The 19,831-nt window shown below is 39.3% G+C and carries 21 protein-coding genes; 11 read left to right on the plus strand and 10 right to left on the minus strand.

Going from position 1 to position 19,831, the window contains the following annotated elements; translation table 11 throughout:
- Positions 1 to 2: 2 nt before the first annotated feature.
- Positions 3 to 1,097, minus strand: coding sequence for a hypothetical protein (locus tag R2R28_RS10040; protein ID WP_316825546.1), 1,095 nt, complete (start codon positions 1,095 to 1,097; stop codon positions 3 to 5).
- Between the two features lie 652 nt (positions 1,098 to 1,749).
- Between R2R28_RS10040 and R2R28_RS10045 the strand changes: the two genes are divergently transcribed.
- Positions 1,750 to 2,034: a hypothetical protein gene (locus R2R28_RS10045; RefSeq protein WP_316825547.1), complete on the plus strand. Its 285-nt coding sequence runs from the start codon at positions 1,750 to 1,752 to the stop codon at positions 2,032 to 2,034.
- A gap of 91 nt (positions 2,035 to 2,125) precedes the next feature.
- On the opposite strand, the gene R2R28_RS10050 is transcribed toward R2R28_RS10045, so the two are convergent.
- The 4 genes from R2R28_RS10050 to R2R28_RS10065 form a co-directional block, all read right to left on the minus strand.
- Complete coding sequence (locus R2R28_RS10050) at positions 2,126 to 2,683, minus strand: hypothetical protein (protein ID WP_316825548.1); 558 nt, start codon at positions 2,681 to 2,683, stop codon at positions 2,126 to 2,128.
- Positions 2,684 to 2,717: 34 nt separating this feature from the next.
- On the minus strand, positions 2,718 to 3,272 hold the full coding sequence (locus R2R28_RS10055; protein WP_316825549.1) for a hypothetical protein: 555 nt from the start codon (positions 3,270 to 3,272) through the stop codon (positions 2,718 to 2,720).
- A 1,449-nt stretch (positions 3,273 to 4,721) separates the two neighbouring features.
- Positions 4,722 to 5,474, minus strand: coding sequence for an SDR family oxidoreductase (locus R2R28_RS10060; RefSeq protein ID WP_316825550.1), 753 nt, complete (start codon positions 5,472 to 5,474; stop codon positions 4,722 to 4,724).
- 97 nt (positions 5,475 to 5,571) lie between these two features.
- Positions 5,572 to 6,153, minus strand: a complete 582-nt coding sequence (locus tag R2R28_RS10065) for a Crp/Fnr family transcriptional regulator (protein WP_316825551.1) — start codon at positions 6,151 to 6,153, stop codon at positions 5,572 to 5,574.
- Positions 6,154 to 6,505: 352 nt separating this feature from the next.
- Between R2R28_RS10065 and R2R28_RS10070 the strand changes: the two genes are divergently transcribed.
- Positions 6,506 to 7,093, plus strand: coding sequence for a Crp/Fnr family transcriptional regulator (locus tag R2R28_RS10070; RefSeq protein ID WP_316825552.1), 588 nt, complete (start codon positions 6,506 to 6,508; stop codon positions 7,091 to 7,093).
- 99 nt (positions 7,094 to 7,192) lie between these two features.
- A complete protein-coding gene (locus tag R2R28_RS10075) occupies positions 7,193 to 7,918 on the plus strand; it encodes a hypothetical protein (protein WP_316825553.1) in 726 nt (241 codons plus the stop codon).
- Between the two features lie 271 nt (positions 7,919 to 8,189).
- Here the strand turns inward: R2R28_RS10075 and R2R28_RS10080 are convergent, their stop codons facing one another.
- Positions 8,190 to 8,528: a hypothetical protein gene (locus R2R28_RS10080; protein ID WP_316825554.1), complete on the minus strand. Its 339-nt coding sequence runs from the start codon at positions 8,526 to 8,528 to the stop codon at positions 8,190 to 8,192.
- A gap of 149 nt (positions 8,529 to 8,677) precedes the next feature.
- On the opposite strand from R2R28_RS10080, the gene R2R28_RS10085 reads away from it, so the two are divergent.
- Positions 8,678 to 9,661 (plus strand): SDR family NAD(P)-dependent oxidoreductase, encoded by a 984-nt coding sequence (locus tag R2R28_RS10085; RefSeq protein ID WP_316825555.1) that lies wholly within the window; start codon positions 8,678 to 8,680, stop codon positions 9,659 to 9,661.
- A 433-nt stretch (positions 9,662 to 10,094) separates the two neighbouring features.
- Here R2R28_RS10085 and R2R28_RS10090 read toward each other — a convergent pair whose 3' ends face one another.
- Complete coding sequence (locus R2R28_RS10090; protein WP_316825556.1) at positions 10,095 to 11,192, minus strand: LytR/AlgR family response regulator transcription factor; 1,098 nt, start codon at positions 11,190 to 11,192, stop codon at positions 10,095 to 10,097.
- A 180-nt stretch (positions 11,193 to 11,372) separates the two neighbouring features.
- Between R2R28_RS10090 and R2R28_RS10095 the strand changes: the two genes are divergently transcribed.
- Positions 11,373 to 12,302 carry a cytochrome P460 family protein gene (locus R2R28_RS10095; protein ID WP_316825557.1) on the plus strand — a complete coding sequence of 310 codons (930 nt, stop codon included), beginning with the start codon at positions 11,373 to 11,375 and terminating at the stop codon, positions 12,300 to 12,302.
- A 1-nt stretch (position 12,303) separates the two neighbouring features.
- Positions 12,304 to 12,774 carry a hypothetical protein gene (locus R2R28_RS10100; RefSeq protein WP_316825558.1) on the plus strand — a complete coding sequence of 157 codons (471 nt, stop codon included), beginning with the start codon at positions 12,304 to 12,306 and terminating at the stop codon, positions 12,772 to 12,774.
- Between the two features lie 105 nt (positions 12,775 to 12,879).
- Here R2R28_RS10100 and R2R28_RS10105 read toward each other — a convergent pair whose 3' ends face one another.
- The gene (locus R2R28_RS10105; protein ID WP_316825559.1) at positions 12,880 to 13,578 is read right to left on the minus strand and encodes a DUF1826 domain-containing protein; all 699 of its coding nucleotides are present in this window, start codon (positions 13,576 to 13,578) and stop codon (positions 12,880 to 12,882) included.
- 157 nt (positions 13,579 to 13,735) lie between these two features.
- Here R2R28_RS10105 and R2R28_RS10110 point away from each other — a divergent pair, with 157 nt between their 5' ends.
- The 3 genes from R2R28_RS10110 to R2R28_RS10120 all read left to right on the plus strand — a co-directional run bounded on the left by R2R28_RS10110 (position 13,736) and on the right by R2R28_RS10120 (position 16,109).
- Positions 13,736 to 14,599 (plus strand): AraC family transcriptional regulator, encoded by an 864-nt coding sequence (locus tag R2R28_RS10110; protein WP_316825560.1) that lies wholly within the window; start codon positions 13,736 to 13,738, stop codon positions 14,597 to 14,599.
- A gap of 74 nt (positions 14,600 to 14,673) precedes the next feature.
- Positions 14,674 to 15,474 (plus strand): inositol monophosphatase family protein, encoded by an 801-nt coding sequence (locus R2R28_RS10115; RefSeq protein WP_316825561.1) that lies wholly within the window; start codon positions 14,674 to 14,676, stop codon positions 15,472 to 15,474.
- An 8-nt stretch (positions 15,475 to 15,482) separates the two neighbouring features.
- A complete protein-coding gene (locus R2R28_RS10120; protein WP_316825562.1) occupies positions 15,483 to 16,109 on the plus strand; it encodes an NAD(P)-dependent oxidoreductase in 627 nt (208 codons plus the stop codon).
- Between the two features lie 396 nt (positions 16,110 to 16,505).
- Here the strand turns inward: R2R28_RS10120 and R2R28_RS10125 are convergent, their stop codons facing one another.
- Positions 16,506 to 16,991 (minus strand): PRC-barrel domain-containing protein, encoded by a 486-nt coding sequence (locus tag R2R28_RS10125; protein WP_316825563.1) that lies wholly within the window; start codon positions 16,989 to 16,991, stop codon positions 16,506 to 16,508.
- Positions 16,992 to 17,336: 345 nt separating this feature from the next.
- Here R2R28_RS10125 and R2R28_RS10130 point away from each other — a divergent pair, with 345 nt between their 5' ends.
- A complete protein-coding gene (locus tag R2R28_RS10130) occupies positions 17,337 to 17,651 on the plus strand; it encodes a hypothetical protein (RefSeq protein WP_316825564.1) in 315 nt (104 codons plus the stop codon).
- Positions 17,652 to 17,716: 65 nt separating this feature from the next.
- Positions 17,717 to 18,550, plus strand: a complete 834-nt coding sequence (locus R2R28_RS10135; RefSeq protein ID WP_316825565.1) for an alpha/beta fold hydrolase — start codon at positions 17,717 to 17,719, stop codon at positions 18,548 to 18,550.
- 50 nt (positions 18,551 to 18,600) lie between these two features.
- Here R2R28_RS10135 and R2R28_RS10140 read toward each other — a convergent pair whose 3' ends face one another.
- Entirely contained in the window at positions 18,601 to 19,620 is a 1,020-nt protein-coding gene (locus R2R28_RS10140; RefSeq protein ID WP_316825566.1) for an energy transducer TonB, read from the minus strand.
- Positions 19,621 to 19,831 lie beyond the last annotated feature (211 nt).

A 19,831-nucleotide genomic window follows, 5' to 3' on the forward strand; every position in this document is an offset into this window, starting at 1 on the left:
AATTAGCGGTTGGCCAAAATGTAGTGGGCAAGCAGTTCGTTGTTGTAAAAGGGCATTTGTCTTAATTTTTTTAACTGCGCCAGGCACTGTTCTTCCAAAAGGCCTATTGCTTTCGGGGCAGCAGCAATATCAACATCGCCATGCATATCGATAAAATTCCCCTTTAGGTATTGGTTAATACTGCACGATTTTTCGACTCCCCTGGTTTTAAATAACTTGTGTACGTTCCAAACCTTTTCTTTTTCGTCGGTTATGTCCCATTTGTGTAGGTTCCTGTGCATAAAAATAATATTGCCGCTGCAATCATGCTGGGTCATGGTAATGCCGTGAAAACTTCCGTCATCAGCAGTATAACCGCATGCGCCGGGCGCATGTGCTATAAGGTGGTAAGGCTGGTCCAGGTAATGCCAGGCAATAGAAAAGGTATCTTTGTCGCCATACATAAAATGGTAAAAATTCCCGCTGTTAATGTTCAAATAAGCCGCCAGTGAAAGGGCCTGGTAGCACCTTTTTTTGTTTATCAAAAGCTGTCCGCTCTCCTGTTCAGGCGTGTTCAGTGGCTTTACATGCAATATATCCCAGATCTGGTTTTCGTTCGAATATTTCCAATAGTCGGGCCAAAAAATGCTTCCGTGTTCAATATATGCCGGTTCGTAAAAAAGATATTCGGGGTTGCTTAGGCAGGTGTTATCAGCATCAAGCATCAGTACTTCTGCAAAGTGACTGTACAGGATCGATAGTGGTTTCATCAGAAAACCATGGGGTCTATCATCTACCAGGGGCATCATGTCGCGGCAGGTTACACCCATTGCAGAAAGCGTAGCAATCATCTCGCTTGAGAGTTCGTTGCCGTAATGCCATACCTCTATAGGTAACTGGCAGCCTGTTTCCCTAAGGTTTGCAACAAGGATATAGGTGCAGGTAAAATATTTAAACCCACCTGCACTGATTACAATGCCTTTTCCTTCTCCAAACTGCGGGCTGAGGGTGAAATCGTTGTTTAACAGGAACTGGTCTAAGTGTTTTTTTATCCTTTTAGCATCTTTTTCAGATATCCTGAAATGGACATCAATTAAGGGATTTTGGAGATTTTCCATTCGAGAGTGTTAAGCCTATGGTTAGATATAGAATAATCAGGATTTGATAAAACGTTTTACTAGCTGGTTAAAAAAAACGCGGCCTTAAATTTTGTACTGGAAAGTTATGGTTATGGAAGAATGCCCGGGTGCAGGAATTGTAATGTTTTTGAGTCATAGCGTTAATGTAGCCCTTGTTATTTAGCTCTTGGCAGCATGTCGATATGTTTTACCATAGCATCGTCAAAAAGCTGCTTTTTGCGGTGAAATAATGTCGGATTGGATATTTGGTTATATCAGTCTAATCTAGCGCATAAGATCGGTGTTTGCAAATTTTGTAAAAAAATTAATTGGTTTTTTACGTGGCTAAAGGTATAATTTTTAAACTGCAGCATATTAAAGAGGGAAGAGGCAAGGGGATGCAGTGTTTATTTTAGGGTGCGTAGTTTAAAATCTGCTTTGTCCGAAACCGGCAACTCAGGTAGGCTAAAATCATATAACTAGGCCATGCTTTGAAACGACAAGACGAATATAAGTCGAAGAATTTTGCTACATTCCAGACTAATTGTTGCTGGTCTGCTTACTGTATTCTAATTATTAATTTTAAATGCGGAAGGCTTATGATAAGCAATGGAAAAATGCAAACTTAATATGTACGATCTTAACCATGCAAATGATTGACCACGAATTTGGCTCTAATAACAAAATTGCCATAAAAACAATAGCCATGCCAATAGTGGCCCATGAAATTGGTCATTTTATAGGACTTTTTCTGAATAATATTTGCATAGAGCCATTTGGAATAGCAACAATAATAAATTTTGGGCGACAGAATCCCAGACTTAGCTTCGATTGGACGGATCAGGTTTTTCGAGTTTTAAGACATGAAACTCCTAATGACTTTATGGCCAGCGAGGTTTCTGTATCACAGAAAGTGAAGGCTGCAAGGACTAAATGACAGATCTGATCATTCCGTTATGAGAGGAAAAAATCTATTCGGCACGGCAAAATATCATTAAGTACAAAAAACCAGCTTGTAAAAGTCTTCGCTACAAACGAATGCTGTAAGTCATAATTTCCGTGCCATTAGAATTTCTCACAATTTCTTTAGTGTTTCTGAGTATTAATGTATGGCTTCCAAGTTTGCTATATGAAACAAATTCTCCGTCTGGAGTTTGTTCACTGATAATAAACATATGCCAGCCTGCGTTTGACGGAAGTGAGATAATTATTTTTTTCTTAGCCTTCAATTCGTTTTCTATTGTTCTGAAAAGGCTATCTATCGGAAATTTCGCGTCCCGCGGCAAAACAAATTTTTGAAAAAACGTAATGCCGTACAATTTTTTCTTGTCAAAATCATGGAAAGACCCATCGGTTTTGTTTTTCCATTTATTTTGCAGCTCGTAAAAATCAAAATCTACAACTTTATAATACTTTAGTATTATTTCAACAGCTGATGGAATGCAAGAAAGTTCAAAGATTTGATCATGGTTATTTACGACCGTATTAAAAAAACAACTATCGGTTTTTTGTGCTTGAGCCCGCGAATGAAAAATAACGGATGTGGATAATAACACGACTAAACTCAAGAGTATCTTTTTCATCATTTAAATTATTACAGTTAGATATGCTTATCTCCAATTACAGACCAGTGCTATAAGTCATGATTTCCGTACCGTTAGACTTTTTTACGATTTCTTTTGTATTTCTGATTATCAATGTATTACTTCCAAATTTACTGTATGAAACAAATTCTCCACTGGGAGTTCGTTTATGTACAACAAAAATCGGCCAGCCATTTTCCACGCGCAATGCGATAATTACTTTTCTACCCAACTTCAATTCATTATCTATAGTTTGAAAAAGACTATCCAATGGAAAATTTCCATTCCGGGGCAATTTAAATTTTTGGTAAAATGTAACTCCGTATAATTTCTTTTTGTCAAAGTCACTGAAGGAGCCATCAGTTTTGTTTTGCCAGTCATTTTGTAATTTATAAAAATTAAGATCCACTGCTTTACATTGCTTTAGCGCCAGTTCAATAGCTGATGGAATACCAGAATACGGAAAGATTTGGTTATGGTTGTTTACAACCGCATCGAAAAAATCACAATTATCTTTTTTTTGAGCCCGGGCCTGAAAAATAAACAGTGTAGATAGTAATACGATTAAAGCAAAACGGATGTATTTCCTCATTTAATAACGTGTTGTTTTTACCAAATATAATAAAAATTGTAGTGTGCCGCCCTGAATTTACTTGTCGTTTTTGAATTATAATACTAGATTAAGTTTACATTTTCTAGGTGGTAATACTGGAATAAGTTTACATCTTGGAGTGATGACCAAATATAGTCCTAAAAAAATGGCCAGGGTGGACAAAAACCAGTGACGACTTTTAGCGAAATCCCATAATCAGTACCATCCCCCGAATCCCTAAATAGCAATAATATGATAAAATAATTTTACTTCTGGAACTTGGCCTGCATATTTCACTAATATTGACCCCTCCATTTCAGTGCAAAGTGGCCGCCAATTGGATTGCCGAGTAAATACAATATTGTTCCTTTCCCTCTGAACAAATACCAACATCTTCTCCCAACTGCTTTTTAGATTCAGTTTTTTCTAAAATAATTCATCCTGGACTCAAATTAGCCCAAAACCAGACGTTCTAGGTAACCCAAGTTACGAAATCTCAGAAAATGCGATATAAGCAGCTCAGAAGGACTGATGGACAACACCATACCTTTAATCATGAGAGCTTCCTACAGGCTCTAATTTCGCTTAAATTCGAAGAAATATTTCCTGAAACTATGATCTAAAAAAGCAGCTAAGACAACCAAAACGGCCACTTTGCTCCGTAATCAGGCGTCAGTTTGAAGCGGAATGAGCTGTGACTGAAAACGGACGAGCGGCCATTTTTCCTGAAATACCCACCTTTGTGACTGCTCTTTTGAGGCAAAAGCCGCGGCGGCCAGAAATCGACCTAACCATAGCGATTACTGGATTTTGCCCCAGCCAGGTAAAAAGAACTGGAGGATGGCACAGTCAAGTTATAGGAGAAAGGTGCGGAAACTTTGTAGCGATAAATAATAGGTTGATTAATCTATGGCACTCTGATCCATCAAGTTTATCGCATCTTACGTTTTTTGGATTCTATTTATCTTTCGCTAGATCCTCAACTTTGCATATTAAGAGATAATTTGGTCACTTTTTTAATGTACAAATACGTATAAAAATTTATTGAGCTTGCGGAAACGTAATTAATTGATATTTAGTGACTTGTAAAGTTGTTTGTTACTGATTTTCTTTGTTTTTGAACCTTTTTAGCTCACTAATTCCCTGCGCAGGAAGTAAAACTTATTGATAATCAATTAGTTGCGTTAGTTTTTGTCGATTCGTATTTGGTCATTTTATTATGCAAATATTTGATATTTAGATAGTTACAATTGCTGTATCGGTAAATAGTCTTTATTGAAGATTATTCTAGTTGTTCTCAGTCTCATCGGATAAAATTCAGGAGTGCAGTTTGGAATGAAATCTGGTGTAAAATACACATCTTGCCATCCGGATTATCGCAACAAAGTAGGATTTCATATAAAAGTATCCCTCTGAAAATTTAATTTCAAAGGGATATAACATAGTTGACTATAGCGAACGAAGCCCTCCATCGATCAATAATTCGGCGCCAACCATAAAGGCAGATTCTGGCGATGAGAGATATAATGCCGCTGCTGCAATCTCTTCGGGTTTAGCTACACGCTTGATTGGCGTAAATTCTGCCATGCCAGCTTTAAAAGCCTCCGCTTCTTCTTTTGTGGAGGTTACAGTAGCAAACACGTTGGTATCTACAGGCCCTGGGGTTAATACATTTACACGGATACCTCGTGGCAGCAACTCTGCTGAAAAGCTTCTACCCAATGAGCGTACCGCGGCCTTTGTTGCTGCATAAGAAGCATGGTTGGCAATACCCTTTTCATTTACAACAGATGATACCAACACTATGGCGGCACCATCGTTTAAGTATGGCAATGCTTTCTGAACGGTGAAAAAGGTACCCTTGAAATTGATATTACTCTGCTGATCAAACATTTCTTCCGTGAAATCGGCCAAAGGCGCAAGCATGTAAACGGCAGCGTTTGCGATAAGTACATCAATCCTACCCAGTTTTTCTTCCACTGTAAAATAAAGACGATCGAGCTCAGGAAGGCTGGCCGAATCACTTTGAATTCCGATTGCACCGTTACCAATTTCCAATATTGCTTTATCTAAATTTTCTTTATTACGACCTGTAATAGCTACCTTTGCGCCTTGGGCCGCAAATAATTTAGCGGTTGCCAATCCTATTCCGGCACTACCGCCGGTAATAACTGCTACTTTGTTCTCTAATTTTAATGACATGTTCTTTGCTTGTTTTATTAAATTAATTACAAGTCAAAGTTATCTCAGCGGCCCCTATTAAAAGATAAACCAGTTTACCAAATTAGGTGAATGTAGATTAACTTTTTAGGTTTTTGCTGCGGATTTTAGAAAGGAATTGTGTGGTCATACCTAAATAAGAAGCCAATGCATATTGCGGTACCCGGCTGGCGATATTATTGTATCGCGCTATGAAACTTAAATACCGCTGTTCGGCATTTTGAATTAAATTAGACATTACCCGGCGCTGCTGGTAGGCGGCAGACCGTTCGGCCATAATCCGAAAAAAAGTCTCGTAAATATGACTATCCGCTTTCAACTTTTCTTCGCTTTCATAATGGATCTGCAGGACAATGCTATCCTCCAATGCAACCACAAACATGGTAGCAGGCTGTTGCAGGATATAACTGTTATAATCTGATATCCACCAGTCTTCTATACCAAACTGAATCGTATGTTCCACGCCTTCTTCATCTACTACATAGGAACGAAAAGCGCCCTTAATTACATAGAATCGATATTTAGCAACAGCTTCGGGAAGAATGATGAACTGTTTCTTTTTTACTTTTTTCTCTTTAAAATATGATAGGAATAAATCCATTTCTCCATCCGAGAACTGTACCTTCTTTAATATATGTTCCTTTAATGGTTCAATGTTCATATTTGAATAAAATAAAAGCGGAATAATCTCAAGGGTAAAAGTAAAGAAAAAAACACATGAGAATCACCCTGTTCGTTCTCAATCTAAGTTTTACTCTAATCCTATCTATTTTCCTTATCCGGTGCATCAGGCTTATTATCATCAGTCAGAATTTCTTTCCTCATTCCGAATACCATCACCTCTTTATCGATCCCCGTAGCATTTTCTACCATTCAAAAGCATGTTACCAAATTGCCGATGATTGATTTGTAAGGTTTTTAAACATCATTCATACCTTGCAATTTGAGTTTAACTGCCCCTTTGAAGTTAAACAATTAAAAATAAATTCAGATTTTAGGCCTATATTGTTGCAATGCATAAAAAACAGCTCATCAATTTTATCAAAGAGAATATCCCTAATATCAGTGTAACGCCCGCAGGACTGGAGATCATTGCCGCTCATTTTGAAGAAACCGAATTTTCGAAAAATGAGTTTCTTTTGAAACAGGGAAAAGTAAGTGACTATTATTATCTGGCAGAAGGTTTTGTCAGGGCTTTTACTTTTGATGCACAGGGCAATGAGATTACCACTTTCTTTTACCCGGCCGGAAGGGTGGCATTTGAAGCCTCCTCTTTTTTTCTTCGTGAACCATCTACAGAATATTTACAGGCGATTACAGATTGTAAAGTTTATGCCACCAGTTTCGAAAAACTCAATATGCTTTTTCATTCTGTGCCTGAGTTTAGGGAGTTTGCACGCGCCATGCTGGTAAAGGAGTTTGTAGCCTATAAGCAGCGTACCCTGTCTATGATCAACAAGAGTGCAGAAGAGCGTTATGGAAGCATGATAGCCAACAATATCGAGGTTTTTAAATATGCCCAGTTAAAACATATCGCCTCTTATCTCGGCATCACAGATACTTCCCTTAGCAGGATCAGGAAAGAGTTCGCAAAAAAGTAGCCTTTAATTTCTTGCCATTTGGCAATTTGCTTCCTGTCAAATGCTAAGCAGGTTTTACATTATTCTGATGTTCTTTGTATTGTACTTAAAAACAAGATAATGGAACATTTACCAATTTATGTTTACCTAACATTCGGTGCAACCGCAATATTTGCCATCTGGTTGTTTTACCGGGCCACCAATTATGCTAAGTCCTTTTTTATTGGACTCGTCATCTGGATCATATTCCAGTCAACGCTTTCCATAAGCGGCTTTTATAGCGATCCCAATACGGTTACAATGCGCTTTCCGCTTTTGATCCTGCCACCGTTGCTATTTTTGATCTCGCGGTTAATCACCAAAAAAGGCCGGGCTTTTCTTGATGGACTGGACCTGCCTTCCCTTACGATTTTTCATGTGATCCGAATCCCAGTAGAACTGGTTTTGTTCTGGCTGTTCCTAAACAAAGGTGTTCCTGAAGCAATGACCTTTCATGGGCGGAATTTTGATATCCTCTCCGGTATTTCGGCTCCTTTCATCTATTATTTTGGATTAGTGAAAAAGAGACTAAATAAATGGATTATTATCCTGTGGAACCTAATTTGTTTAGCATTGTTGCTAAATGTAGTTTCTTCAGCTATTCTTTCCTTACCTGCCAGGTTTGCCCAATTCGGGTTTGAGCAACCTAATGTTGCATTGGGATTTTTTCCATTCATCTTGCTGCCAGCTGTATTGGTGCCTTTGGTAATGCTTTCAACCGTTGCCGCCATAATGCAGCTGCTTAAAAATGATTCAGATCCTAAAAAAAAATCCGACGTAACCGATAATCCAATGTCTCAGCATTAAGCCTTAACATAACATCGCCTCAATGAGAAGTTAAGGCGATGTTTGATTAAAGGCATTATTTAAAGGTAATGGCACCCTGTGCAATGCTTTCATTGATCAGTAGCTCAGTGTTTTGCTGCCATGCTGTTTGATACTTGAAGCTGCTTTTGGAGATATACCAATGTTGTCGATTGAACGAGCCTCGGGATTTTTCTGGTAATCAATGTCCGGTTTTCGGACATATTTTAAGTGGTCAAAGTGGAGGTTGCTCAGTTGTTTATAACCGGTCAGTTTAGTCCTGGTTGATGTGTTCGTTCAGATAACTTTCAGCGCTGATCAGATCGTGATCAACCTGCTTTTTTGCCATTGCCGATTCATAGTGAAGGGAATCCGCTGCGAATTCGCTCAGCAGGGTAAATCTGATCGCCGGTTCTTCTCCTTCATCAGAAGCAGGTTTTCCAACCACGGTAAAAATCCCCTCAAGGCCATCATGTACAAAACTGTACTTGACCTGGAAATCTTCCTGGTTCTCGGTCGGAATTTCCGCGATCTCCGTGTAAGCCCGGTCCTGTATGGTTTCCAGTCCCTGTTTTAATAATTTAATCGCTTGCTGTTTTTTATCTGCTGTCATATCTGGTGTATTTAATTTCCCTTTCTAACAGTCCGCAGGCGCTAAAGTTTTACCTCAATACCTGAGGCAACTTAGAGATGGTACCCAAAGCCGCAAACATTTTAATAAATCTGCTGTTGCAAGAAATATCACCTTAATCAATCACTGTTATGGAAAAAGACACATCAATACCAGGCCTGATCAATAAAACAGTTGTTATCACCGGAGCATCCAGTGGGGTAGGACTGGCCACTGCAGAAGCCTTTGCCAAGGTTGGATGTAATGTTGTGCTGGCCTCGAGAGGACCGGAAGCTTTAAACCAGGCCGTAGATTACTGCAAAAGCCTTGGTGCGAATGCTATTGGCGTGCCTACTGATGTTTCAGATGAGAATCAGGTTGCAGTCCTGGCCAGTCACGCACTTACATTAACTGGTCAGATTGATTTCTGGGTGAACAATGCCGGGGTGATGGCCAGTGGTAAATTTGAAGAAATTCCCATCGAGGTAAGTCATCAGGTGGTGAATACTAATTTATTGGGCTATCTCAACAGCGCGCATACCATCATTCCTATTTTCAAGCGGCAAGGATATGGCATATTAATTAACAATGTATCCATAGGTGGATTTATGCCTGCACCATACAGCGCTGTATATTCAGCAACAAAATTTGGCATTAAAGGCATGATGGAATGCCTGCAGGGAGAACTTTCCGGCCATTCGGATATCCACATCTGTAACCTGTATCCGCAGATTCAGCGTTCCACCGGAAATATGCACTCGGCGAAATATTCAGGACTTGATTTCAAGATTCCGCCATTTGCTGCTGATCCCAGGGATACTGCAAATCAGTTGCTTAAGCTTGCCATTGATCCTAAAAAGGATAAATTCCCCGATTTTACTTCCTGGGCACTGAAGACCATGCATGGCATTTTGCCAAAGGCACTGGTTAATACGGCCTCATCCGGCATGCGCCTGCTGATGGAAATCAAACAGGGTGAACCAACAAGCGGAAATGTACTAACGCCTTCAGGTCCACCGCATCAGATCTATGGTGAAACCTCTATTCCGGTGCCATCCGAGAAAACAAAACTTGCACTCGGACTTGGAATAGCTTTAGGCATTGGTTTGCTTTTGCTCTCAGGTAAAAAGCGGTAAATGCCAAAAAACAATTAATATTGGCACAGAAAATTTCCATGAATTTTAGTTAGATGTTTTGTTTTTTTGGAACGCTATTTTAAACATTGTGATACAATACGACAATAAGAAAATGCAGTTTTTTATTTAGAGATATTAATTTCTTGATTGTTATGTGGTTGTGCTTTAAGTCTCGTGAAGGTATATTTAATGATATTTAGTCTCGTTAGTTAGTGTTGAAATCCTCAGCGTTATGTTGTTTGATAAAAATGGATTACTTACTGCGAGGTTCAATAGAATTGATGATCATTATACAAATAGTTAGTCTGGAAGAAAAGATCAGGGAGTTTTACTGGAAAAACAAATATTAAAGAAGCAAGCGGTAATCCGTAAAAAGAATGTTTATGCAGCGTATTAAGCACCTTTTTAAACAGTTATCTTCTCATTGCAAAAATTACCTGTCGAGCCATTTTTTAAATTCCGATACCTTGTTTTTACTGATCAATATCACCTCATCCGGCTCAGGTGAAACTACAATCTTCAATTGGTTTTTGCCATAAATGTAAATGGTTTTGATACAATTGAGGCTGATGATAAACTGCCTGTTGGCACGGTAAAAGAATTCACCATCAAGTTGTTTCATTAGCTCTTCTAGACTTAATGCCGTTGAGTATTTTTTACCATTGTGTGTTATAATATTAACGGCAGTACCATCTAAAAAGAAAAAGGCTATTTCAGTGATGTCAAGATGGATCAATTCATCTTTTAAATAGGTGATAATCCGTTTTCTGGCAGTTTCTTTATCCTGATTTAGTGAAATTGCAGCATTTTCCTGTTGCAATTTGGCCAGTTGTTCATTTAAACGGCCTAAGGTATTCACTTTTTCGTTTAAGGTACTAATTTCTAATAAAACCGCTTTTTCATAGCGGCCATAAATCTGTCTGATCAGCAATAAACAACTGATGATAATAATCAGTGCCGTAATTAAAAAACATGTTATAAACTGTGTGTAAAGGCCCGATAACTCAGTTTGTAACACTTCAATATTGGCATGTGCCGCCACGATCCAGTTGCTGCCCTTAACCGGATAAATATTAACGATTTCTGAACTCCTGTTTTTCGCCTTCGGGAAACTCCGTGTGCCACCCAGACTTTTTTGCTGTGCAATAGCTTCATTAAATGGGATTGCGTTATTTCCGGATTGGAGTGTAGAATTGCCATCCGCTATTTTTTGACCAATAAGCGCCGGATTGGGGTGGCAGAGTTCAATGCCATTTTTATCATACATACAGATAAATTCGCCTTGCGTATCAGTATTTTCTATACTTTGCTGCAAGTTATGGACTACCTTTTCCTGCGGAAGTCCACTTTGCAATTGTTGCTCCAGCAAGCGGCCAATTTCCCTGCTTTCCCTCGCGCCTGATTCCATTTTGCTGGCCCATAACTTTTCGGCAGCACTGTTATAAAGGTACCGGAAAGAAAAGTAACTGATCAGCATTACCGTAAGGCTTACGGCAGCAAAAAGTAGAATATGTAATCGGCCTTTTAACATGTGAGGTGGTTAAAAATCTCCAGGCAAATTTAACTGGAGTTTATCGGTTAAGGTCTTAAAAAGATTGGATTATTCAAAGTAATATATTCGCCTTTAAGGTTAAATTTATCCCTTTCGCAGGATTGTAACAGGTCACAGGATACTTTAAAGACTAATTTTGGGTATCAAAAAAGATAATCCATGAAACTCAAATTCAAAATCATACTCGGTATCATCAGCCTGGTGGTGTTGGCACAACTGATCAGGCCGGAGGAAATTAGTTCAGCAAAAGCACAACCAGTTAAAATGCTTGCGGGTGTACCCGAAGAAGTGGCAAAAGTATTGGAAACCTCCTGTTTTGATTGTCACTCTTCCCAAACCAGCTGGCGTTGGTTTGACCGGCTTACACCTGTTAATTTTTTGGTGGCCTCGCACATCCGTGACGGGAGGAAAACACTCGATTTTTCTCAGTGGGATTCGCTTGCTACCCCACAACGTAATGCCATGTTGTATTTCGCGTTAAACGGGATTCTTTCAAAAGAAATGCCTTTAAGTAGTTATACCACGCTGCATCCTTCGGCAAAGTTGGATCCGAAAGATATAGATTTACTTAGGGCATATCTGTTAAATAATGCCGTAAGTAAACCCTCGAACGTAGAAAATAAAGCAGACAAACCGTTTGTCAAAGAAGTGAAAAAATCGCCGAACGGAATGGCTTATCTGCCCAATTATCGTAACTGGAAAGCAATAAGTACCACAGAGCGTTTCGATAATGGTACCATTCGTATCATTTTTGGTAACCCGATAGCGGTTGAGGCCATACATAAGGGTAAAACAAATCCATGGCCGGATGGAACCATTTTTGCCAAAACAGCATGGAAACAGCAGAAAGCAGAAGATGGAAACGTTTATGCAGGTCAATTTGTTCAGGTGGAGTTTATGGTTAAGGGTGCTAAACGTTATGCCGGTACCAAAGGCTGGGGTTGGGCACGCTGGAAAGGGGAAAACCTGTTACCATATGGTAAAACAGTAAAATTTGATTCAGAATGCATTAGCTGTCACAGGCCCGAACGCAACAGTGATTATGTATTTACCAGACCTCTTGATATTAAAGGTTTAGATAAAAAATAAGATGAAAGTACCATTCACAGCAGGGATATTTCCCTTTATTATATTATTGATGTTAGGCTGTAAGCCAAACATATCTGATCGGATCAATAAAGAAGCTTCGTTAAGTCGCATTTCCAAACTTCCTGAAAATCCCTTAGAAATGACTCCAATGGCCATTAGCCTGCAAACGGAAGCAAAAACAATGTCGACACTTTACGGCAACAGCATTGCCGCAAAACGTTTAAAAGATGGTGCGGATTATGCTGTTGGTTCGGTGCTTTATTTGGTCACCTGGAAAGGAAAGGCTGATCCTGATTGGTTTGGTGCACGTATTCCGGATCGGGTAACGGCTCTAGAACGTGTTTCGTTTGATCAGGACGGACAAAAAAGCTATACTTTTTTTAAAGGACCGGCGTGGGATACTGATTTAGATATGAAAAAAGGCGAGAGGCAATCCTTTATTCTCTCCATACCAATTGCTACTTCACCTTAATTATTAATATAATTTATTGTATTTGATTGATGTATAATTTTTTAACTTGTTTAAATTGCATTCTTCGGCTAATGGTTACAATCTCTAGCCGAAACGTTAAGCCATTTAACAAATCAGGAGCAGGCGATATTCTCCATCATTTTCTACAGGTGCCCGATGGATACAGGGTAAAACTTTTTGTTCAGGATGGTCTACTGCCAATCTCCATATATGGCCTAATCCTAAATTTATAGGATTTGCATTGGGTTTGGCTTCGTAGTGCAGATCAAAATAATATTCCTTTAAAAAGGTTTCAAATTCATCTTTCTGTCCGCTATGTAATTCTTTAAGTTTTTTCCTGATTTCAGGAATTAAGATTTTTTGTATCGCCTGTTTATTAGGTAAAATATCGCTAGCTGCACCGTAATAAGTACATAAAAATGTATCAGTAGCAATCGGTGAACGATCTACATGAAAAGAATAGACATCTGTAGAAATGAAATCGAATTCTTCATCCCGCTGGTAATTTTTCAATAAATTAAGTGAAGGTGATGCTCCGGAATCAGTTAATAATTGTAAATCGTTTAAAATAATTTCCCTCGCTGTTTGCCCTTTTTCTGACAGTTGAAGCGCTAAAAGGTCTTCCGTGCAAATTTCTGTAATATTATCTTTTAATTGAAGTTTAGACACAATTTCTTTAAAATCTCCATTCAAAGTTCTCTGCCAACAAATTGCATTCGCAATCCCCTGGAAACTGGTATTGATAAGTTCAGAGAAATCTGAAACAACACGAACTTGATTGCTGTCAGAAAATGTATCGTTCATATATTACGGGTATATCCACTCATTTGATTCCATGCTAAAATAGTGAACAAGTGGATGCGGCAGCGCATTTTTTTATTCAAATATGAATATATTTATGAAATTGACCTGTATTAGGCATGCTCCTTTTCCATATTGATCACATTTAATAAATTTTGAATTGAAAAACCAGCAAACAGATGTTCTTAAATTTCCTTTATCTCCTTTAGCTAAAGCAGGTATGATGATCAAGAATATGGCTGCTGCTGGTCATGTCTCTGAACATGATTATTTAAAACCCCATCGTGATGACCACTATTTATTAATGATCGCCACAGTTGGTCATTTTATAATTAACATAGATTTTGAAAACATTACGGTAAAGGCGCCGGCGATGCTGCTTATCCTTCCCGGTCAGATTCACCACATGGTTTCTTCCAATAACCCTTCCGGTTGGGGAATCAGTATTGATCCTGTTTTGGTGGAGGAAGACTTTCAACTCATCATGGAGAAAGGTTTTCAACAGGTCTTATCATTAAACAGGCAAACGGAATTTTATGATCATGTGCAGGTTTTGATGGGACAAATGGAGAAACTGCAGGCTGCAACACCCAATAAATATACAACAAACGCCATTCACTCGCTATTGGATGCGCTGCTTGCGTTAATCGCGGGAGAACTTGCAACAGTTCATCTTTTTGATAAAACAAAAGATAACCGTGCTGCAATAATTGAACAGGCCTTTGTTCAATTGGTTAAAATGCATTATAAAGATTGGAAACGGCCGGCACCTTACGCTACCGCATTAAATATTTCTGTTGCACATTTGTACGATACCATTAAAAACTTAACCGGAGATTCTGCAACCGCCTATATTCAGCAATATTGTATCCTGGAAGCAAAGAGGCTGCTCTGTTTTACCAAACTTACGGTACGGGAAATTGGCTATCAGCTGGGATACGATGAACCGGTATATTTTGGAAAATTATTTAAAAAGGTAACTGGTTTTACTCCCCTGCAATTCCGGCAGCAATACCGCGATTAGCACTATCAATACTCGGTTTCGAGCTATTCGCGATTGCTTATATCAGCGTTCTTTGCATCATAAAAGAAAGCAAAATGAATAAGCAAATAAAAATACAAACCATTCTGGATGCGGTAAAGCAAGCAGGAGATCTTTTTCTGAAGGAATACAAACTCAACACAATTCCAGCCAATAAGGTAGATTTTTTTAGAGAACTTGCATCCATTGATGAACGCTGTATGAGCGTTTTAAAAACGCGATTAGCTAATGATTTTCCTGATACACCGTGGAATACTGTTGATGAATTTGACAATCAAGGGCAAAAACAACCATTACAATTACCCGAATATTGGCTGTGTGATGCAATGGATGGCGCCATACAATACCTGCAGCACATTCCGGGATGGACAATCAATCTGGCATTGATCAGAAATGGAGAACTTGAGTTTTCTGTGATTTATGACCCGTTATCAAATGAAATGTTTTGGGCTCAAAAAGGATTGGGAGCATTTTTGAATGGTCAGCCCATCCGCCCATCGATTAAAACAGATGCAGGTATTATGCTTGCCGTTTTTGAATACGGACACCAGGAACCTGCTATCCCCGGCTTTAATCAGCGCCACGGTGCTGCTGTAACAGCATTGCTAAATCAGTTTGGGGTTGTCCGCAATTATGGCCCCCATGGCCTGCAACTGGCATATGTTGGCGCTGGCAGAATCGACGTATTTCATCAATTGGGATTGGATACCTTTAATTGGCTGGCTGGGATTTTGATTGCCCGCGAAGCCGGTGCTGAAATCTTAACAGCTGATGGTAATGCCTGGAAATGGGGTGATGAAAGCCTGCTTGTTGCTGCGGCTGATATCGCAAATAAATTCATCCAAAATAAACGCTAAATAATAACATGAACATTACCATTATAGGGGCTTCAGCTGGTGTAGGCCTGGAAACCGTTAAGCAAGCATTGGATCAGGGACATCGTGTAACTGCTTTATCTCCCCAAACAGAAAGTATTGCCTGTCACTCCCAGTTAATTAAGGTTAACGGCAGCGCTACCTCGGTTAACGACTTAAAAAAAGTGATGATGGATGCAGATGCAGTGATTATTGCAATTGGCACGAAAAATAAAAAACCAAACACATTGTTTTCGGATACCGCTGCAGCACTGGTAAAAGCAGGTGCTGAACTGGATTTTAAAGCACCGGTTTTAGTGATTACTGGTTTTGGTGCAGGAGACAGCAGTAACTTTTTAAGTTTTTTTATGCGGACAGTTATCAGGCTTTTTCTAAAACACCAATATATCAACAAAACATTGATGGAAGAGATTATTGCCGGTAGTAAACTTAACTGGGAAATTATTCGGCCGGGTATGCTAACCAATGGTGCCTTAACGAAAAAGTACAAGGTACTGCCAGATCTTAATAAAGGAACTATGGTCAGGAAAATTTCCAGGGCTGATGTAGCAGATTTTTTATTGAATGAAGCTGTAAATCCGAATATGCTTCAGCGATATCCTGCCCTGACTTATTGAGTAAGGGATAAAAGGTTGTATCATAAATATAGATTTGTCATCCAGAGGGGTAATTTATAGTATAAAAATCAATATGAGTGACAGAGGAACGCTATGATGGCAATATTTCTCGATAAATCGTCATTGCGAGAAGGCTTTTTCAGCCGACAAAGCAATCTTAAAACCACCGTTACTGGCGTGTGCATTAAGATTGCTTTTCTATGTTCCCCGCAATGACGACCAATCGATTGAAGTCTGTAAATGGTAGCTTTCCGAAGGATTTGTTTAAATACTCTTTTAGGTGTTCGGCTACTTGCCTCAATTCTTCGGGAAGCTCAATAAAACAGCATCTGAGCCGAATCTTTTTGATACAACCTCTTCATCACTGTTCCATTCTCTTTTATCAAACAGCGGGTGCTATTGATCTTTACGGCCAAGAGGAAAAATGTTCCTGTCAAAGTGTTGGTGGCGGTAGAAGTTTTCCCTGTCAATTTCCACCGTTTCTTCTTCCATTTTTAATGCCGCAGGGCTACCAATAACTGTTCTGATGTGGTCTTCCATTTCGGGCGTTACCTCCCCGATAATATACCTCGGCATTGCTTCTAGCTGTTCATGATGAAAATCAGGAACCAGGATTTCTTTTTCAGCAGTGTCAAGGTCAACAAGACCAATGGGTATAAGTATTTTTTTATCTTCCACTGTTGTGGTGCCTTCATCCAACGCAATAATTGCATAACGTACGGTATCTGCTTCGGGTTCGAAAAGTAATTCTGCCACTTTGCCAATGCGGTTTTCTCCACTCTTTACAGGCCACCCGGTAATGTCTGCTTCGCCTTTTGTGAGCGTATAGATGCTATTGGATAATTCTTCTAGATTACTGTAAATGATCTGGTGATTGTTCATAATAATAAATTAAAGTATAAATAATAACAACACCCGCCTAAAGCGATTGGTTTGCATTTTTTATCAGTAAATCTGCCAAAAGAGGGGTTCTGGCTTGAAGATCAGTTAATTAGATTTCGCTAAAACGCAGGGAGCCTTTCATCAGGAAATTGCTAAAAAAGGTTAGTTTTAGGGATACTCCTAAGCCTGATCGTTGCCTTCAAAAATACTTTAAAGACCCGAATTGCAATAAAAAGGACAATATATTGGTGCAGGTTGTATGTGCATAAAAATATTGTTTCTCGTTCTCAGTGAGTTAATAAAAGGTCGCTTGCAAATGGCTGCGAAGATGGTAATTTTGCATTGATGAAGGTTACGGTGATTGCAATTTTAGAGACGGCATTTAAACAGGACGCTGCCCTGGCGAGGATTATGAACAACAGGTTGCAACGGGCCGCGCAAGAACTACAAGACCTCCATCTCGTCAGTTTCTCCGAAAGACGGTCTACAGCCCACTACCTGACTATCCATTTAAGTTATAATCAAAAGTACAAGATCCGTTATCAGATCATAAACGAGGTACCCGCTGATGTGGAATACCTGGTGGCAGAAAGATGCAGCCGGTTGGGTTATATTCTTTGCAGAAATATGGTAAATGAACATGATCGGTCGTTATGGTAACAGTTTAAAAGCTAACCGGAACAATTAATAAAATAATTTATATTAGCGGTGCAGCTTTAAATCCCATGAATAATACCTTCAGATTCGTCCTGTACATCACAACTCTATTTGCCGTAAATTTTTCATTTGCGCAGCGCCAAAAGCACAATACAATTAAAATTGATAGCGCAACAGCGGCACAGGCGAGGGCTACACTCAATAAACTTCCCGCAGATAAATTCCTCAAACGAAGTTATAACGAAGGTAACCGGGAATTGCCTTACCGTTTTTTATTACCCGAAAGTGATAAACAGGGTACTAAATATCCACTGGTGATCGTTCTGCATAATTCCACACGCATTGGGAATGATAATGAAAAACAACTGGAGCCTTTATCACGGATATGGATCAGGGATGAAATCTATAAAAAATATAAATGTTTTGTCCTGGCACCACAATTTAGCGGGCGTTCTTCCAATTATATCGTAGCAAAAAACGGGCTGTTAGTTTCAAAACCTTCTGATGAGGTTTACAGCCTGCTTAAACTTATAACCGATTTACAGAAAGAATATACCAGCATTGATGCCGGCAGGATTTACCTCGTAGGGTATTCGATGGGCGGCTCTACTGCGCAAAACATGCTCAGTATCTCACCAGAACGTTTTGCGGGTATGGTTTCGGTTGCCGCAGTTCCCGATTTTTCAAATTTGGAAGCTTTAAACGCCAGTAACATCTGGTTAATCCACGGAGCAAAGGATACAGAGAACCTATATGAGGGAAGCGTAACACTTTTTGCAAAGCTCAAAAAGAACAAAAAGGTCATTTTTACCACTTATGATGAACTGGACCATAACAATATAGCCATTCCGCTGTTGCTGGATGAGGCAATCCCAAAGTGGCTGTTCAAACAACAGCGTTAGCTTTACCATTTGGGTACGGTACAGGTATTGAATATGTACACCGCAGGTCGCTATTTGCAGAATTTCAATAGCAATTCATTTGCAGTATCCTTTCCCATTTTCTGAATGCTTAGCCAATCTTCACAAGCACCTTTCAGATTGCCAAGCATTTGTTTGCAGATTCCTCGGCGATATAAATCTTCAACCTCCACTGGCCTGCCTTCCAGCGACTGGTTGTAATAGTAGAGGGCTAATTCATAGTCTTTTGCAAGATAGGCTTCATTTGCTTTTTTCGAACTGAAAAAAGAAGGTAAAGCCGTTGCAGAACTGAGGTAGTTTAAATTTACGGTCATCATTACCTTTACATTCCTGCCGTTATGGCTGGCTGGTATCCACATGTTTTTAGCGCTGTTAAATGCTTTGAGATACGCTGCATCAAATTTTGGGCTGATTCCCTGCAGGATCCTTACGCTATCTGGTTTTCCATTTTCGTTGATGATAAAGGTTGAAACCAAATCCACGTCTTTTGGGTTAAGTTTCTTCTTTGCAACTTCTGCATAAATATAACGTTGAAAAGATGCTCCCTGGAATTGTGCATAGATTTTCTGACCTGATTTATAGGTAGTATCGTTACCTTTTATACTGAAAATGTCGCTGGATGATAATGGCATACGCTTTTGAATTAACTTTTCATTATAAAGGGTATATTTAATTGATTTAGGATCATCCAGGGCACCGGTAACCGAGCTGCTAATCAGTATGAGTTTATCCTCGCTGGATTCCATAATCTTTAGGGTGTTTACAATAGCCCCAGCACTGCTTTTTATAAAAAGGCGGTTGCCACTTACCGTAAAAAAATATTCAGTATTCTTTTCTTCATAACTTCCCGTAATCCCAATCTGTCCGTCAGGAGTAAAGGTATACTTAACATAGGTGTACTTGAGTATATTTTCATCGGGCAGGTTTTCATCACTTAAATAACTTACCCTGGTAGCAACGTAGGATCCATTTAACTTGATCTGTGCGCTAAGTGAGCATCCTAAAAATAGGAGCATGACCAATAAAAACTGGCTTTTGTTTTTTGATTTCATCGGAGCATTAAAATGCTAAATATAAGTGATCCGCATGAATTAAGTGTAAGGTCAAAAAAATAATGACGACAGAATTTCCGCGTGGGATTATCATCTGCTTCATGCTGCCATCAACTGCTGATGGGCGTAGAATGGGAGAGCTGTTTGGAATGAGGGAGGACTGGTATTTCGGAATCCTGGTATTTATGGACTGTGTTTCGCTACTGTAAAA

Origin of the sequence: Pedobacter miscanthi, assembly GCF_032678605.1 — a bacterium.
Classification (GTDB): Bacteria; Bacteroidota; Bacteroidia; order Sphingobacteriales; family Sphingobacteriaceae; genus Pedobacter; species Pedobacter miscanthi_A.

Excerpts from the sequence above, each read along its gene's own strand:
- R2R28_RS10045 (WP_316825547.1), top strand. The coding sequence starts at position 1,750 with ATGATTGACCACGAATTTGGCTCTAATAACAAAATTGCCATAAAAACA.
- R2R28_RS10090 (WP_316825556.1), bottom strand. The coding sequence starts at position 11,192 with ATGTTAAAAGGCCGATTACATATTCTACTTTTTGCTGCCGTAAGCCTT.
- R2R28_RS10130 (WP_316825564.1), top strand. The coding sequence starts at position 17,337 with ATGAAGGTTACGGTGATTGCAATTTTAGAGACGGCATTTAAACAGGAC.
- R2R28_RS10135 (WP_316825565.1), top strand. The coding sequence starts at position 17,717 with ATGAATAATACCTTCAGATTCGTCCTGTACATCACAACTCTATTTGCC.
- R2R28_RS10055 (WP_316825549.1), bottom strand. The coding sequence starts at position 3,272 with ATGAGGAAATACATCCGTTTTGCTTTAATCGTATTACTATCTACACTG.
- R2R28_RS10080 (WP_316825554.1), bottom strand. The coding sequence starts at position 8,528 with ATGACAGCAGATAAAAAACAGCAAGCGATTAAATTATTAAAACAGGGA.
- R2R28_RS10105 (WP_316825559.1), bottom strand. The coding sequence starts at position 13,578 with ATGAACGATACATTTTCTGACAGCAATCAAGTTCGTGTTGTTTCAGAT.
- R2R28_RS10065 (WP_316825551.1), bottom strand. The coding sequence starts at position 6,153 with ATGAACATTGAACCATTAAAGGAACATATATTAAAGAAGGTACAGTTC.
- R2R28_RS10095 (WP_316825557.1), top strand. The coding sequence starts at position 11,373 with ATGAAACTCAAATTCAAAATCATACTCGGTATCATCAGCCTGGTGGTG.
- R2R28_RS10100 (WP_316825558.1), top strand. The coding sequence starts at position 12,304 with ATGAAAGTACCATTCACAGCAGGGATATTTCCCTTTATTATATTATTG.
- R2R28_RS10060 (WP_316825550.1), bottom strand. The coding sequence starts at position 5,474 with ATGTCATTAAAATTAGAGAACAAAGTAGCAGTTATTACCGGCGGTAGT.
- R2R28_RS10140 (WP_316825566.1), bottom strand. The coding sequence starts at position 19,620 with ATGAAATCAAAAAACAAAAGCCAGTTTTTATTGGTCATGCTCCTATTT.
- R2R28_RS10125 (WP_316825563.1), bottom strand. The coding sequence starts at position 16,991 with ATGAACAATCACCAGATCATTTACAGTAATCTAGAAGAATTATCCAAT.
- R2R28_RS10115 (WP_316825561.1), top strand. The coding sequence starts at position 14,674 with ATGAATAAGCAAATAAAAATACAAACCATTCTGGATGCGGTAAAGCAA.
- R2R28_RS10070 (WP_316825552.1), top strand. The coding sequence starts at position 6,506 with ATGCATAAAAAACAGCTCATCAATTTTATCAAAGAGAATATCCCTAAT.
- R2R28_RS10120 (WP_316825562.1), top strand. The coding sequence starts at position 15,483 with ATGAACATTACCATTATAGGGGCTTCAGCTGGTGTAGGCCTGGAAACC.
- R2R28_RS10075 (WP_316825553.1), top strand. The coding sequence starts at position 7,193 with ATGGAACATTTACCAATTTATGTTTACCTAACATTCGGTGCAACCGCA.
- R2R28_RS10085 (WP_316825555.1), top strand. The coding sequence starts at position 8,678 with ATGGAAAAAGACACATCAATACCAGGCCTGATCAATAAAACAGTTGTT.
- R2R28_RS10050 (WP_316825548.1), bottom strand. The coding sequence starts at position 2,683 with ATGATGAAAAAGATACTCTTGAGTTTAGTCGTGTTATTATCCACATCC.
- R2R28_RS10040 (WP_316825546.1), bottom strand. The coding sequence starts at position 1,097 with ATGGAAAATCTCCAAAATCCCTTAATTGATGTCCATTTCAGGATATCT.